Annotated in this window: 15 protein-coding genes; 9 read left to right on the top strand and 6 right to left on the bottom strand. The window is 71.1% G+C overall.

From position 1 onward, the window contains the following. Positions 1 to 34 precede the first annotated feature (34 nt). Positions 35 to 1,072, bottom strand: coding sequence for an EamA family transporter (locus KME66_RS30050; protein ID WP_216327998.1), 1,038 nt, complete (start codon positions 1,070 to 1,072; stop codon positions 35 to 37). An 85-nt stretch (positions 1,073 to 1,157) separates the two neighbouring features. Next, positions 1,158 to 1,703: a Clp protease N-terminal domain-containing protein gene (locus KME66_RS30045; protein WP_079185697.1), complete on the bottom strand. Its 546-nt coding sequence runs from the start codon at positions 1,701 to 1,703 to the stop codon at positions 1,158 to 1,160. A 246-nt stretch (positions 1,704 to 1,949) separates the two neighbouring features. Between KME66_RS30045 and KME66_RS30040 the strand changes: the two genes are divergently transcribed. After that, positions 1,950 to 2,144 carry a hypothetical protein gene (locus KME66_RS30040; protein ID WP_073224627.1) on the top strand — a complete coding sequence of 65 codons (195 nt, stop codon included), beginning with the start codon at positions 1,950 to 1,952 and terminating at the stop codon, positions 2,142 to 2,144. Positions 2,145 to 2,223: 79 nt separating this feature from the next. After that, complete coding sequence (locus KME66_RS30035; RefSeq protein WP_216327996.1) at positions 2,224 to 2,655, top strand: SRPBCC family protein; 432 nt, start codon at positions 2,224 to 2,226, stop codon at positions 2,653 to 2,655. 148 nt (positions 2,656 to 2,803) lie between these two features. Here KME66_RS30035 and KME66_RS30030 read toward each other — a convergent pair whose 3' ends face one another. After that, the gene (locus tag KME66_RS30030) at positions 2,804 to 3,412 is read right to left on the bottom strand and encodes a PadR family transcriptional regulator (protein ID WP_216327994.1); all 609 of its coding nucleotides are present in this window, start codon (positions 3,410 to 3,412) and stop codon (positions 2,804 to 2,806) included. A 165-nt stretch (positions 3,413 to 3,577) separates the two neighbouring features. On the opposite strand from KME66_RS30030, the gene KME66_RS30025 reads away from it, so the two are divergent. From KME66_RS30025 to KME66_RS30010, 4 genes are all read left to right on the top strand, one after another. After that, positions 3,578 to 4,153: a DinB family protein gene (locus KME66_RS30025; RefSeq protein WP_216327992.1), complete on the top strand. Its 576-nt coding sequence runs from the start codon at positions 3,578 to 3,580 to the stop codon at positions 4,151 to 4,153. A 502-nt stretch (positions 4,154 to 4,655) separates the two neighbouring features. Further along, positions 4,656 to 4,907 (top strand): DUF6400 family protein, encoded by a 252-nt coding sequence (locus tag KME66_RS30020; protein ID WP_073224619.1) that lies wholly within the window; start codon positions 4,656 to 4,658, stop codon positions 4,905 to 4,907. Beyond that, complete coding sequence (locus tag KME66_RS30015) at positions 4,891 to 5,136, top strand: hypothetical protein (RefSeq protein WP_216327990.1); 246 nt, start codon at positions 4,891 to 4,893, stop codon at positions 5,134 to 5,136. The genes KME66_RS30020 and KME66_RS30015 overlap by 17 nt, the downstream gene beginning before the upstream one ends. A gap of 95 nt (positions 5,137 to 5,231) precedes the next feature. Beyond that, the gene (locus tag KME66_RS30010; protein WP_216327988.1) at positions 5,232 to 6,053 is read left to right on the top strand and encodes a PhzF family phenazine biosynthesis protein; all 822 of its coding nucleotides are present in this window, start codon (positions 5,232 to 5,234) and stop codon (positions 6,051 to 6,053) included. 379 nt (positions 6,054 to 6,432) lie between these two features. Here KME66_RS30010 and KME66_RS30005 read toward each other — a convergent pair whose 3' ends face one another. After that, on the bottom strand, positions 6,433 to 8,814 hold the full coding sequence (locus KME66_RS30005; RefSeq protein WP_216327987.1) for a VWA domain-containing protein: 2,382 nt from the start codon (positions 8,812 to 8,814) through the stop codon (positions 6,433 to 6,435). Between the two features lie 209 nt (positions 8,815 to 9,023). Beyond that, on the bottom strand, positions 9,024 to 9,803 hold the full coding sequence (locus KME66_RS30000) for a CPBP family intramembrane glutamic endopeptidase (RefSeq protein WP_216327985.1): 780 nt from the start codon (positions 9,801 to 9,803) through the stop codon (positions 9,024 to 9,026). Between the two features lie 296 nt (positions 9,804 to 10,099). On the opposite strand from KME66_RS30000, the gene KME66_RS34250 reads away from it, so the two are divergent. Next, the gene (locus KME66_RS34250) at positions 10,100 to 10,252 is read left to right on the top strand and encodes a hypothetical protein (protein ID WP_253208506.1); all 153 of its coding nucleotides are present in this window, start codon (positions 10,100 to 10,102) and stop codon (positions 10,250 to 10,252) included. 29 nt (positions 10,253 to 10,281) lie between these two features. Further along, positions 10,282 to 10,584, top strand: coding sequence for a hypothetical protein (locus KME66_RS34245; protein WP_253208505.1), 303 nt, complete (start codon positions 10,282 to 10,284; stop codon positions 10,582 to 10,584). A gap of 507 nt (positions 10,585 to 11,091) precedes the next feature. On the opposite strand, the gene KME66_RS29990 is transcribed toward KME66_RS34245, so the two are convergent. After that, the gene (locus KME66_RS29990; RefSeq protein ID WP_073224612.1) at positions 11,092 to 12,597 is read right to left on the bottom strand and encodes a glutamate--cysteine ligase; all 1,506 of its coding nucleotides are present in this window, start codon (positions 12,595 to 12,597) and stop codon (positions 11,092 to 11,094) included. Positions 12,598 to 13,081: 484 nt separating this feature from the next. On the opposite strand from KME66_RS29990, the gene KME66_RS29985 reads away from it, so the two are divergent. Next, positions 13,082 to 13,666: a hypothetical protein gene (locus KME66_RS29985; RefSeq protein WP_216327982.1), complete on the top strand. Its 585-nt coding sequence runs from the start codon at positions 13,082 to 13,084 to the stop codon at positions 13,664 to 13,666. The last annotated feature ends 99 nt before the right edge of the window (positions 13,667 to 13,765 follow it).

Genomic DNA, 13,765 nt, shown 5'->3' with positions numbered 1-13,765 from the left:
CGGCGGCAGCACAGTCAGATGCATGGCGATCACACTAATGCGGGGCCCGGCCGTGCGACAACTCCCCCTCGACCGGCCCGGCCACCGCCCCGGTTCCGGCTCCGGCGGCCACCGGACCCGAGGGCGGCTTCGGGGCGGTGGACTGCGCGATGAACGCACCGGACAGCACGACGAATCCCCCGATGAGCTGCGGCGCGGAGAGGTGCTCGCCGAGGAGCACCCAGGCCAGCCCGGTGGCGATGACCGCTTCGAGGCAGGCGACGACCCCGGCCACCTGCGGCGAGAGCATCCGGACCGAGACGACCCCGGTGACGTACGCGAGGACGGTGGCGAGCAGCACGATCCAGCCGAGCAGCAGCCAGGCGGGAACGTCGGTGCCGTTCATGCGCGCGCTGCCGCCGAGCAGCGCCCAGTCCATGCCCCAGGGGCGGGAGACGACCGTGAGGACGGCCGCGCCGGTGATCAGTCCGTACGCGATGACACCGACGGGGTGCGGGGGTTCGGCCTGTTCGCCCTCACCCTCCCCGGACCGGCCGTCCTGTCCGCCGTGGTCGGACAGGACGAAGTACCCCACCTGGCAGCAGGCGGCGCCGAGGGCGAGCAGCAGTCCGAGGAGATCGAAGCTGAGCCCGGCCCAGACCTCGACGACACAGGCGAGTCCGCCGACGGCCAGCACGACACCGACGGCGGCGGCCCTGGTGACGGGCCTGCGCTGCACGAAGCGGACCCAGCCGAGGACCAGCGCGGGGGCGAGATATTCGACCAGGAGCGCCACCCCGACGGGAATGCGGGAGATCGAGGCGAAGTAGAACGCCTGGACCCCGGCCACCGCGAAGAGACCGAACCCGGCGAGCAGGGCGGGACGTTCCCGTACGAGATACCGGTGGCGCCAGGCGACCGGCAGCATGACCACGGCGGCGCCGGCGACACGGAGCCAGACCACGTGCAGCGGGTCGAGCCCCGCCTCGATCAGCGGCTTGGCCGCCACTCCCGAACCACCGAACGCAAAGGCCGAAAGCAGGGCGAGCCCCAGCCCTGCGCTTCTGCCCTGAAACCTCGAAGACGCGTGCATCGGCACATCATGGCACCGGCCGACAGCACCGTCATCCTCGTGACACCTGTCGAGACGGCGCCCCGGGGCGCGAGCACCAAGCGCCTCAGCCGCGCCGCGCCTCCCCGGCCGCGAGCACCCCCGCCACACGCCCGGACAGCCACCCGGCGTCCACGCCCCCGCGGGCGAGCACCTCCACCGCGCGGGACTCGGCGTCGGCGGCCAGCGCGGCGAGCAGGTCGAGACCGGCGGCCCGGCCCTCGCCGCGTGACGCCGCGCGGTACAGCGCGTCGTCCATCGCGGCCAGCGCCGAGGGCGACCAGCCGTCGGCGGCCGGTGCACGCACCACGGGCACGGCCCCGGAGTCCTCGACGGAGCCCTGCCAGCGGAGTCCGTAGCCGATGCTGCGCTGGACGAGATAGCCGAGCACCCTGGCCAGCTGCGGCCCTCCGTCGAATGCCTCACGGACCTCGGGGTCCGTCTCGATCAGGGAGTGGAGGAGGTGGGCGGTGTCGACCTGACGGTCCCCGTCCCGCAGCGCGCGCCTGCGCGCACCGGTCAGCACCGCTGCCAGTTCATGGGTGAAGCGGGCATCGAGTTCGGGATGGCTCGGTGCGGGCTGTTCAGGGATCCGCGGCGTCCGGTTTTGCACCCCTCTACCCCATCAGTCCCCGGGCCGAAAGGCATCGCCGGAGCGACCCATTACGCATCCCACCGAAGTTGGGCACGGCAGAGCGATCCGTCATCCTTGCGGATGAGATCGCGCCCGACGACGCAACCCTGCGGCCTGCGGGGCGCGCGCCGCCTTGCATCGCACGCCCCGCAGGCAACCGCGGACCGCCGCACACACGTCCCACACGCCACAACGCACACAGCGGGGAAGGAAGGGGAGGAACGGGTGTTCTGGATGGTCGCGCTGCTCGCCCAGGACGGGCTGCAGTACGTCTACCGCGTACACGCACCCGACGACGCCCTGCCCGCCGATCTCTTCTGGACGGCCTTCCACTGCCACGACGACGGACCCCACCCCCGGGCGTCGGACCGCTTCGACGCCGCGGTGATCTGGTGGCACCGGCAGCCCCAGCAGATCTGACGGTTCATCAGTATTGAAGGTTGGCGCGGCCCCCGCTACGTTCCACGCCACCGATACCGGACGGACCAGGGGTGGTCGCATGGCCGAAGTCAGCGCCGAGGCACGCATCGAGGCACCCGCCGGAAAGGTCTGGGACCGCCTGACGGACTACGCGTCGTACGGGGAGTGGAACGCCACCCACACCGACTTCCCCGGGGGCGGCCCGGCCGAACTGAAGCCCGGAGCCGCCTACGAGGAGAACATGAGGCTCATGGGCTTCCCGGCCGAGGTGTCCTGGACGGTCGACGCCCTAGAGCGGGGCCGCCTGCTGGCGACCCGGGGCAAGGGCCCGATGGGGGTCAACCTGGCCATGCGGTACTCACTGACCCCGGAGGGCGACGCCACGACGGTACGCATCGACGGGGAGTTCACCGGCGCGGCGGTCTCCCTGATGGGCGGCAAGCTCACGGACTCCGCGACGGCGGCGCTCCAGGAGTCACTGCGCAAGCTCGGCGGGCTCGTGACTCCGTGAGCCACACCCGGACGCTACGCACAGGGACCCCGCGGCATTCGTCACCGCGGGGCCCCGCACGCACCGTCCGCCCGTCCGCCGCGCCGCACCGCCTGCCACGCGGAGCCCGGCGCTCACCTCAGTGCTCGCCAGTGCTCGTCAGTGCTCGTCAGTGCTCGTCGGCGAGGATCAGGTAGAGCTTCTTACGCGCGTCGTTGATGACGGTCAGCGCCTTCTGCCGCTGATCGGCCGAGCCGGTCTTCCAGACCTGCCCGAACGCCTCCATCAGACCGAATCCGGCTTGCCGGATCTCATGAACGCCCTCCCAGTCGACACCGCGCCCGGCCTCCTCCCACGGAGCCTCGGGGCCGGTCTCGGCCTCACTCCGCCCGGATTCGGTGAGCGTGAACAGCTTCTTGCCACCCTCGCTGGCACTGACGATCAGCCCCTCGTCCTCCAGCAGCTGAAGCGTCGGGTAGACGGAGCCGGGGCTGGGCCGCCAGGCCCCGCCGCTGCGCTCGCCGATCTCCTGGATCATCTCGTAACCATGCATCGGACGGTCCTTCAGCAGAGCCAGGATCGACGCACGCACGTCACCGCGCCGCGCTCGCCCCCGACCGCCGCCGCCACGGCCGCGCCCACCACCGAAGGGACCACCACCGAAGGGCGGCCCGAACGGCCCGAAAGCGGCCCGCCGGCCGTCCCCCTCGCCTCGACCGTGATGACCGGGCCCGCCGTGCCCCGGCCGGTGCTCGTATCCATGTCCGTGTGAACGCATCGCTACGCCCCTTTCCATCATTGATCTGTCGCGATGCGTCAACGATATATCGGAAACTATCGGACGGCAAGGCTGCGGGATCACGCATGGCCGATGCCCTGTGTCGTGGGTGTCGACGACCGCAGACGACGCTCACGCCGTTCGACGGGCCGATACTGTGCGGCGATGACAAGAAGCGAGCGGCTCGCCGAGCAGCTGGACTGGCACTGGCGCGAGAACCTGCGGCCACGGCTGGACGGCCTCACGGACGAGGAGTACTTCTGGGAGCCGGTGCGTGACTGCTGGAGCATCCGCCCGCGCGGCAGATCGACCGCCCCCGGGCCGACGGGCTCGGGCGAATGGACGATGGACTCCGCGCCCCCCGCCCCGGCAACGGCGCCGACCCCGGCACCGGTGACCACCATCGCCTGGCGGCTGGCACACATCATCGTCTCGTGCCTGGGCTATCGGGTCGCATGGTACTTCGGCGGCCAGGACGTCGACTCCCGGACTTTCGCCTACGCAGGGACCGCGGGCGAGGCGTTGAAGCAGCTCGACGAGATGTACGGGAGATGGAACGCGGGAGTCCGCGGGCTCTCGGACACCGACCTGGACCATCCGCCCACGGTGGGCCCTGAGCGGTTTCCCCTGGAGAACAGGGTCCTGCACGTCAACAGGGAGCTGATCCATCACGGCGCCGAGATTTCCCTGCTGCGCGACCTCTACCGCCGGCAGGACGGAGCCGTACCGCGCCGCATATGACCTTCGACGACCGGCGATCGGGCTTCGGAAACCTACGGGACCGCGGTGGCGGCCTGTGGCTGATGCCACCGCGAAGCCGTACCGCTTGGCCCACGCTCTTGTCGCCTGACGCGGCCACGTCGCCTTCCCCGGCCCGGCCCGGCGCACGAACCGGGCCGGGGAAGGCGGAGCGGGCCTGACCTGACCGGGCAGGCCTGGGCGGTGGGCGGGACAGCTTCGTTCGTTCCCCTGCGAACGGCCGACCGAAGCGCTACCGCTCCCTGCGGCGGCCGCCCCGCCGAAGCGCTCGCGCTATGACCTGCGCCACAAGGCCACGAGCCGCGGGGGTCGCCACCGGTGCCGCCGTACGGACAACCCGCCTCCCTCCCCCGCCAGTCCATCCGGCACGGCCCCCGGGACGGCGCGTCCCCCCACCGCCGGGCGACTCAGGTCACCCTTCCCCGCTGCCGCGCACCCCTGGTACAGATGGTGAGAATTCACCCCCCGCACCGGAAGCGCAGCCATGCACCAGGACAGGACAGCCGAGCTCATCCCCTTCACCATCGACCTGACCTTCGAGGAAGCCCGGCGACGGGCCGAGGTGGTCGCCGCGCTGGGGCCCGACTGGGATCCGGCGGCCGTCCTCCGCAGCGAGAACGAGGCCTACGCCCTGCTGTACTCCGGCCTGGACGCCGAGCAGCAGCGCACCTACGACCGGCTGGTGGCCGCCGGTGTCCTGCCGGAGGAGGATCCCGGCCGTGCGGCTGCCCGTTGACCCGCAGGCGGACCCGGCCCGCCGCGCCTGGGTGGCCTGCCCCGCCTGCGACGACGCCCGCCACTGCACGATCTGCGCGGACCGCCGCACCTGCGGCGAGCACTGGCGCCACCTGATCGCCAACAGCGGCCCGGTCCTGCACCTCCAGTGCCCAGGCTGTGCGCACATCTGGTCGCTGGACACCCGGCCCGGCCTCCCCCACCGCAACGGCGGCACCCCCAGCCGCTGAGGCCCCGGCCGCCTCCGGAGCCGCCGGAGAGCCAGGGGCCAGACACCGTGAATTGGCCTTGGCCGCTCTCCGCGCGGCCGTCCTACGGTCGGCGTATGAGGATTCGCATCGTCGACGCGTTCACCGACCGCCCCTTCTCCGGCAACCCTGCCGGTGTGCTCCTGCTGGAGAGCGGCGCGTACCCGGCCGCCGAACGCCTTCAGGAGATCGCCGCCGAGGTCAACCTCTCCGAGACGGCCTTCGCCCACCCGCTGCCGCCGGGCGGCCCGGCGGACTGGGCGCTGCGCTGGTTCACCCCGGTCACCGAGGTCGACATGTGCGGGCACGCGACGCTCGCCACCGCCCACGTCCTGCACACCGCGGGCCTGGTAACCGGCCCGGTGCGCTTCATGGCGCGGTGCGGGATCCTGAGCGCGACCGCCCACGGGGCCGGCGGCATCACCCTCGACTTCCCCACCGCCCCGCTGTCCGAGGAGCCGGTGCCGTACGGACTCGCCGACGCCCTCGGGGGCGACCCCGTGTCGGTGCACGACACCGGCGAGCTCATCGGTGACCTGCTGGTCGAGCTCCGCGACGAGGCGACCGTACGCGCGCTCGCCCCGGACTTCGCCGCCCTGGCGACGCACTCCCGGCGCGGCGTCATCGCCACCGCCGCGGCCGAGGAACCCGCCCGGGGCTACGACTACGTCTCGCGCGGCTTCTTCCCGCGCGTCGGCGTCGACGAGGACCCGGTCACCGGCAGCGCCCACACCGCGCTGGCCCCCTTCTGGTCGGCCCGCCTCGGCCGCGACGACCTCATCGGGCTCCAGGCGTCGGCCCGCTCGGGGCTGGTCCGCACCACCCTGCGCGGTGAGCGCACCCAGCTGACCGGCACCGCGGTCACCGTGATCGACGGCGAACTGCTCACCTCGCTCTGACGCCGGTCGGCAGCGGCTGCCGACCGGCGTCCGAGAAGGTCCGCCGACCGGTATCGGCGGACGGCGAGCGCGACGTCCACCACGGCGGCAGGGCGACGGCCGCGACGTTCGTCTTGGCTCAGCAGCTGTTCTCAAGGCTCGGCAGAGGCTTTACCTCGCGGGCTTCCCTGGTCGCGCCTGCCTGCCGAGGCCCAGAAGGCGCAGGGCACACCGTGCCCGGGGGAGAGATCGAAGCTTTTCCTGCTTGGCCCGGAAATGAGACGGCCGACCCCGGCCTGGCCGGGGTCGGCGATCGCTGCCTGTCTCTTCGTCTTTCGGTCGCGCCTTCCAGTCTGTCGGTGGGGCCGGGGTGAACGCTGGGACGACTGGATCGGTCTTGTCAGTGTCCTCTGTTGCCGTATCCGTCGTCCCCGTGGCCGTAGCCGTAGTCATCTGTGGGGTGCGGGGTCGGGGTGGGTGAGGGAGGTGTGCTGTGTTCCTTGTTGGTGAGGGTGCAGGTGACGGCGTCTCCTGCTTCGAGGGTGACCTGGTCGTTGGTGACCGGTACGTCGTCGCCTTCGGAGTCCTCACATTCCCAGCCGGTCGGCCGGTAGCCCTCGGGGCCGCCGGTCTCGCCGAGCGTGTAGGTGCCGGAAGGCACCGTCACGTCGGTGACGGCCGCGCTGCCGCTGGTGCCGGAGAGATTTTCGGGGCCGTCGGCGGACAGGGTCCAGTCGCCGGGTTGCGCGGTTCCGCCGTGCTGGTTGATGACGCGCTTGACCAGGGTCAGCCGGGACTCGTCCTCGTCGAGACAGCTCACGGTGTTGCGTACGGTGAACGTGTTCTCGGTCTCGGTGAGCTGCGCCTCGTAGGGCAGGGGTTCGTCGGCCGGGCTGCCGTTGGCTGAGACGATGCGGCTGCTGTCCAGAGTGCACGCGTTGGGTACCGTGACGGTCTCGGCGATCGTCGTGGTGTCGCCGAGGGTGTAGCCGTCACGGTCCGCACCCCACTCCTGGGAAGTGGGGCCGTCGGCACCAGGGCCGGTCAGGGTGAGGTTCGCTTCGTAGCCGTCCGGGCGGTCGTCGTGCTCGTACGGCACTCCGTCGATGAGCCATTCCTTCTCGACGGTGATCTCGGCTTCCTCGTCCTGCTGAGGCCGGTTGTACATGGTGCAGCTGACTGCGGAGAGGCGGGGGACGTCCACGCCGAAGCCGGGGTTTCCGGTCGTTCCGGTGTTGGTGACCTGTACCGGTTCGCCGGTGTCGAGATCCGTGCAGACGGCGTTGAGTCCGCCCTGGGTGATCAGGTCGTAGCCGGGGCGCTGGTCCTCGGTCACGGCGATGTCCGCGGAGTCGGTGCCGGCCGGGTAGGTGGGGTTGAAGGAGACAGCACCCGTACGGTCGGCTGTGGTCTCCTGGGTGTCGGGGAGCCCGCCGATGCCGGGGGTCGTGGTGGTCGCGGTGAACTCCCAGCCCTCGCCGGCAGGTGTGGACCCGGTGACGTCCTCACCGGTGTTGTCCTCGGGCACGATCTGCTTGACCACCGACAGCGTCCCGGCGCAGTTGCTGAGTGCGAGTTCGGTGAGTGCCTGGCCGGCGCCGGCGAAGTCGGCGGTCTGGTAGTGGTCGGCGGTGAGCGGATTGCTGCCGTCGAAGGCTTCCGGTCCCGAGATGGCTCGGAGGTTGAGTCCGGACACGCCTTCGACGCCCCGGCCGACGCCCACGGCGACGACGCGGGAGCCCTTGGCCTTGACCGCGTTGGCGGCGAAGATCCCGCCTTCGACGTCGGCGAAGTGGGTGTGGGATCCGTCGCCCTGACGAGGGTTGTTCCAGTAGGTGGGGTTGCCGTCGGTGAGGACGACGACCGCGTCGTACCGCGGGTCGGCGTTGGCGACCGCGTACAGGCCCTGGTCCCAGTTGGTGCCCGAGCCCAGGGCCCAGTCGGCGTACAGGTCCTTGAAGGCGTCGGCCCCGGATTGCGTGGAGACCGGCATCAGCTCGGGGTGGTTCGCCGTGCCTGTGCTGGGTGAGCCGCGGTCGAAGGAGAAGAGCGCCATCCGGGAGGGGGTCTGGGCCAGCGCATCGGTGAACCCGTTCGCCGCCGCCTTCAGATCGGGCAGCGCGCTTCCCACGGAAGCGGAGAGGTCCAGGACGAGGGCGACGTCCAGGCCGCACTGCTCGGGGAGTTCCGGGTTGTTGCGGGACTGCTGCCAGATCCCGCCGGAGGCTACATACGGGGTGGCCGCGTAGTCGCTGCTGAACATGAAGTCGCCGGTGGAGGAGTACGTCCGACCGTCCTCCAAGGCGGGCGTCGGGAACCGGTACGAGGACTGCACCGACCCCGACCCGCTTCCCGCCCCGGTCCGCAGGGAGGTGTTGGTGTACCAGCCGGCCGGCGCCCCGTTCTCGGGCTGACCGACGTAGTAGCGGGCACCCTCGTTGGCGCCGCCGCCATCCGTGTCCGGTACGACGAAGCTGCAGTCGCCATCCGCGTCAGATGTGCACTGGGCCCACGGCGCGGCGATGGGTGTGGCGGCATCTTCCGACGAGTACAGGGCCAGACTCACCCCGGCCAGCGGGCCGACTGCCGAGCCCCCGGTCCGGTCACCGCCCGTCTTCACCGTGATGACGGAGCTGCCGGGCACAGGTGGTGGGACCGTGGCATAGGCGGCGGCCCCCAACGACGCGGCGAGCGCCAACACACCCGCCAGCACGCGGCCGCCGGACCGGCGTCTTCCGGCATGGCGGCCCGGCTCGGCCAGGCCCTTCCCGGGCACACGCATGAGTTCCCCTTTTTACGAAGAATGAGAAGAGACCTCATGCAAACAAGCTTCAGGAGCGGGACAGCCGAATTAACCCATTGGTCGGCGGTGCGGGGACGGACCATCGGCCCCACTGCCAACCCGGGTGGCCACTCTGCTGCCCCCTGACACTTCCAGCGAACTTTCGCCGGCCGCTCCCGCACGCCCGGGCCTGAGCGAAGGAGGAGCTTTCAGGGCGTCGGCAGCCAGTCCACCCGGCCCGCGAGCAGCGCGTACCCGACGAACGCCCCGATGTCCAGGAGCGCGTGCGCGACCACCAGTGGACCCACCCGGCCCCAGCGCCGGTAGAGCAGCACGAAGACGACGCCCATCACCACGTTGCCGAGGAAACCGCCGATCCCCTGGTACAGGTGGTACGACCCGCGCAGTACGGAGCTGGCCACCAGGGCGGCCGTCGGCGTCCAGCCCAACTGCCCGAGTCTGCGGAGCAGATACCCGACGACGATGACCTCCTCCACCACGGAGTTCTGGATGGCCGACAGGATCAGTACGGGGAACTTCCACCAGACGTCGGGCAGGGATTCGGGAACGACCGTCAGATTGAACCCGGTGGCGCGGGCGACCAGGTAGAAGGCGAGGCCGGCGCTGCCGATGCCGGCCGCGACCAGGGTTCCCCGGCCGAGATCGGACCAGGGCCTGTCCCGGTCGAAGCCGATGGCCCGCAGGCCCGCTCCCTCCCTGATCAGCAGATGCGCGACCAGCGCGACCGGCACCAGAGCCGTTGCGATCCCGAACATCTGCCATGCCAGATCAAGCCATGGACGGCCCGGGGCGTACGAACCGTTGAGCGTCGCCGCCTGGTCCTTCAATCCTCCCGGTTTCGTCAGCGATCCGATGAAACTGATGAGGGCCGACAGTACGCTGGCCCCCAGAGAGAGCGCCAGGACCAGCACCACCTCGGACCGCAAGATCGTTCGTGACACGGCCTCTTGGGAAGAAGAATCAGCCACGCGCCCGGCCTCCACCTGCACACCTGCCTTCTGTTCTGCCATCGCGTCTCATGCCACCGACCATCCCGCCAGGGTCTCGAATACAGGTACGAAGATCATGTGCGACAGGCCGGGGGACGACCACTCATCGCTGATGGCCGGGTCCCCCATTCCCTTCTCTGATCCTCCAGGAGGGGTGTCACCGACATGGGACGTCATAGCTTGCCCGACAGCCACATGGCGGAGGCACGCCGGGTCACCCGAGCACGCGGCATCGGCGTCGTACGGTCGCCGTCGCCACCCTGCTCGTGCTGGCCGTGGCGACGGGGACGGCCGTCGCGGCCTCGGACGGCCTGTCGTCGTTCTCCGAGTCCTGCGAGGACTCCGCGGTGCACCTGTCCGTGGTCGCGTCCCCGGACATCGCCCCGCCGTACGTTCCCTGGCCGAGCAGGCCCGCGCCGACGAGGTGAAGGCCGACCGCCTCTGCCCGGCGGTGCAAGTGCGGGCCCGCGGTGCGCACGAGGGCGCCGAGGCCCTGGCGGCGGGGGGCGAACCCGACTTCCAGATCCGGCTGCCCGACTCCGGCCTGTGGCTGGAGCGGGCCAAGGGGTTCGGCGAGGGCATCCCCGTCTCCCCGTCCGACCCGGTGGCCACCTCGCCGGAGGCCGTGGCCGTGGTGCCCTCCGCCTCGCGGGACCTGGGCCGGCCCCGTAAGACGTACCCCTGGGCCGAGTTGGTGGCCGGGGTCCTCGGGTCGGACCGGGTGCGCCTCGGCGCCGCGGACCCGGCGCGACCCTGGTGACCCTCACCGACGGCTCCCACTCCGACTCCGACGAGGACGCGAACAGCGTGACGCGCAGCGGGCTCGTCACCGAGCTGCTCGTCGCCGAGCTGAAGGAACTCGCCGACCCCCGAGCGCCCCGTCCCGGTCATCACGACCGCAGTCGGACCCGACGCGGACCGCGACGACGTCGCCGGGATCGCCCGGGTCACCGGCGGCGACGGCTACGAGGTGAGCGACCCCGTGGAGATCCGGGCGGTGATCCAGGCCGATATCCGGGCGGCGATCCGGGCGGTGATCCTCCAGGCGATCATGGCGCCGGGACGGAACCGCCATGCCGCCCGCGAGTGACGGTCCGGGACCAGCCGCAGCGCCCGGGAGAGACAGTCCGCGGAGCAGCCACAGCACCCAGAAGTGACGGCCCCGGGACCAGCACCGCACCACCCCTGAGCGGCGGACGCAGGGCCAGCCGCACCGGAGCGGCGGGCCTCCTGCCGGTCCCGTCCGCTGCCCGCTCACGCCGCCGCCTCAGGGTGCCGGGAACCCCACCGGCCAGGTGTGCACCGGCTCCCCGGCGTGCATCAGCTCGGCGTAGCGCCGCGTCATGGCCGCGAGTGCCGCGTCCCGTCCGAGCCCGGCCTCCAAGGCCCGGTCGTACGTGGCGACCTGCCACGAGGCCCCGTTGACGCGCCGCTTGCACCGCTCCTCGATCACCCCGAGACAGCGGTCCCGGTCCGCCGGCTCGATGTGCCAGGCGTCCAGTCCGGCGGCGGCCAGCGGCAGCAGCTCCTCCAGCACCAGCTGCACGGCGGGAACCCTGGCCAGTCCACCGGAGCGGCCCGAACGGGGCCAGAGCATCTCGGCCTCGATGCCGTGCCGGCAGGCCTCGGTGAAATTCTCCTCGGCTGCCTCGAACGGCAGCCGGCTCCACACCGGCCGGGACTCCTCGGCGAGCGCCCGTACGAGCCCGTAGTAGAACGCGGCGTTGGCGACCACGTCGGTGACCGTCGGACCGGCGGGCAGGACGCGGTTCTCCACCCGCAGATGGGGAACACCGTCGGCGATCCCGTACACCGGGCGGTTCCAGCGGTAGACGGTGCCGTTGTGCAGCACCAGCTCGCCCAGCTCGGGCACCCCGCCCTCGTCCAGGACCTTCAGGGGGTCCTCGTCGTCGCAGATCGGCAGGAGCGGCGGGAAGTACCGCAGGTTCTCCTCGAACAGCTCGCGGGCGGAGCTGATCCAGCGCTCCCCGAACCAGGTCCTGGGGCGTACGCCCTGGTTCACCAGCTCCGGCGGCCGTACGTCGGTGGCCTGCTGGAACAGCGGCGGCCGGGACTCGCGCCAGAGCTCCTTGCCGAACAGGAACGGGGCGTTGGCACCCAGCGCGATCTGGACGCCCGCGATCGCCTGCGCGGCGTTCCAGACGTCGGAGAACCGGGCCGGTGTCACCTGGAGATGCAGCTGGACCGAGGTGCAGGCCGACTCCGGGGCGATCGAGGGCGACGTACAGACCAGTCGCTCGACGCCTTCGATGTCCAGGGCGAAATCCTCCCCCCGGGCGGCCGCCATTTGATCGTTGAGCAGGGTGTAGCGGTCCACGTCCGAGAGATTCGCCGACACCACGTCGTGCTGCCCCAGCGTGGGCAGGATTCCGATCATCACGATCCCCGCGTCCACCTCACCCGCCTTCCGGTGGGCATAGGCGAGGCCGGTCCGCAACTCCTCCGAGAGCTGATCGAATACCCGGCCGCCGAGACGGTGGGGGACTATATTCACTTCGAGATTGAACATCCCCAGTTCGGTTTGGAAATCCCGGCTCGCGATGCGCTGGAGCACTTGCTGATTCATCATCCGGGGCATCCCGTCGGAACCCGCGAGATTCAGCTCTATCTCCAGCCCCATCAAGTTCCGCGGACGGTCGAACCTCCGCTCCTCGAGAAGTCTCCCCAGCCCCTCCAGGCACCGGTTGAGCTTCGTCCGGTACGCCTGTCGATCGGACAGGTCAACGGCTCCCGCCACGACCTTCTCCCCCATCGAGGGGTCCCTCCTCCAGTGGGCGGCCCGCGACCCGGGCCGCTCGCATCACGATCGATAATGCCCAGCGGGAGTGATCCGTAACGCCCCCGCGGGCCTCCGAAACCCGATAGTCTGGTTGCAGGAGACCGGGGGCACATTCCCGCGGCATGCGGCGCGGGGCATTTTCGGCCGGATCATGCGTGGCGAAAACACCGATGAGTTTCGGCCGTCCGTGCCACCGGAAGGTCCCCAGGTCGGCGTCGGCCGCGCCCGATCAAATCCTCAGGAATACCGCGATTCGAAGGCCGGATGGCGCCTTGCGGGACATATCCCCGACTGCTAGCGGAAACACCGTGTGAACACGCGTCATATAAACTGCGCTCAACGAGGCAGAGAGTTGATACGACTCGCCCGTCACCGGCCTTCTCCGGCCCGTACGCCGACAGCGCCGTCTGCACCCGCCCAAGCTCCACCGTGTCTCCGAAGTGAGAGGCGACCCACTATGCCGCTGCATGTTCCCCCGGCTCCCGCGCCCGCCCTGCGCAGCGTTCTCGCGGCCCTCGGTTCTCCCACCGCCGTCCGCGAAGCCCGAACCCCCGCCCTGCGGTCCGTCCAGGGACCGCTGAGCCCCGAACTACCGCTTCCCGTGCACGTGCTGGACCGGATCGCTCCCACCGGGACGGCGCCGCTCACCCGGCTGGCGGCCTGGCGGTTCCTCATCCGGAGCGAGGGCCGCGCGGTCGCTGCGGCGGACACCGTGCTCACGCCCGACGGCTGGACGTTCTCGCACTTCTTCGAGGGCCCCTATCTCGCCTCGACCGAGCTGGCCGTCCGGCAGGCCGAGGCGTCGTCCACGGGCTGCCAGGCGCGGCTGCTGTCGATCCCGGAGCTGTACATGCTCACCCTGTGGCTGCACGGCGACACCACGGCGGATCCCTCCGGCGGAGTGCTCGCGCCTACGGACGTCCTGGTGCCCCTGGCGCCGGCCCCGCCGGGCATCGCGGCCCACCGCCCGCACCGGGTCGCCGATCTGCTCCCCGTGATCTCGCTGCGGGTGTCCCCGGGGCCGCTCCTCAGCTCGGCCTGAGCGACGTCGGCAGGACCCGGGCACGGCGCCCCCGCGGCGCCTCTTTCCGCCCCCGCACTCCGGGCGGCGGGGAAGGGGCCACCGCGGGGGCGCCGTGCT

Origin of the sequence: Streptomyces sp. YPW6, from assembly GCF_018866325.1 — a bacterium.
Lineage (GTDB): Bacteria > Actinomycetota > Actinomycetes > Streptomycetales > Streptomycetaceae > Streptomyces.
The sequence above is the reverse complement of the archived record's forward strand: the minus strand, read 5'-3'. Positions and strand labels throughout refer to the sequence as shown.

Excerpts from the sequence above, each read along its gene's own strand:
- KME66_RS30050 (WP_216327998.1), bottom strand. The coding sequence starts at position 1,072 with ATGCACGCGTCTTCGAGGTTTCAGGGCAGAAGCGCAGGGCTGGGGCTC.
- KME66_RS30035 (WP_216327996.1), top strand. The coding sequence starts at position 2,224 with ATGGCCGAAGTCAGCGCCGAGGCACGCATCGAGGCACCCGCCGGAAAG.
- KME66_RS30030 (WP_216327994.1), bottom strand. The coding sequence starts at position 3,412 with ATGCGTTCACACGGACATGGATACGAGCACCGGCCGGGGCACGGCGGG.
- KME66_RS30025 (WP_216327992.1), top strand. The coding sequence starts at position 3,578 with ATGACAAGAAGCGAGCGGCTCGCCGAGCAGCTGGACTGGCACTGGCGC.
- KME66_RS30020 (WP_073224619.1), top strand. The coding sequence starts at position 4,656 with ATGCACCAGGACAGGACAGCCGAGCTCATCCCCTTCACCATCGACCTG.
- KME66_RS30010 (WP_216327988.1), top strand. The coding sequence starts at position 5,232 with ATGAGGATTCGCATCGTCGACGCGTTCACCGACCGCCCCTTCTCCGGC.
- KME66_RS30005 (WP_216327987.1), bottom strand. The coding sequence starts at position 8,814 with ATGCGTGTGCCCGGGAAGGGCCTGGCCGAGCCGGGCCGCCATGCCGGA.
- KME66_RS29990 (WP_073224612.1), bottom strand. The coding sequence starts at position 12,597 with ATGGGGGAGAAGGTCGTGGCGGGAGCCGTTGACCTGTCCGATCGACAG.
- KME66_RS29985 (WP_216327982.1), top strand. The coding sequence starts at position 13,082 with ATGCCGCTGCATGTTCCCCCGGCTCCCGCGCCCGCCCTGCGCAGCGTT.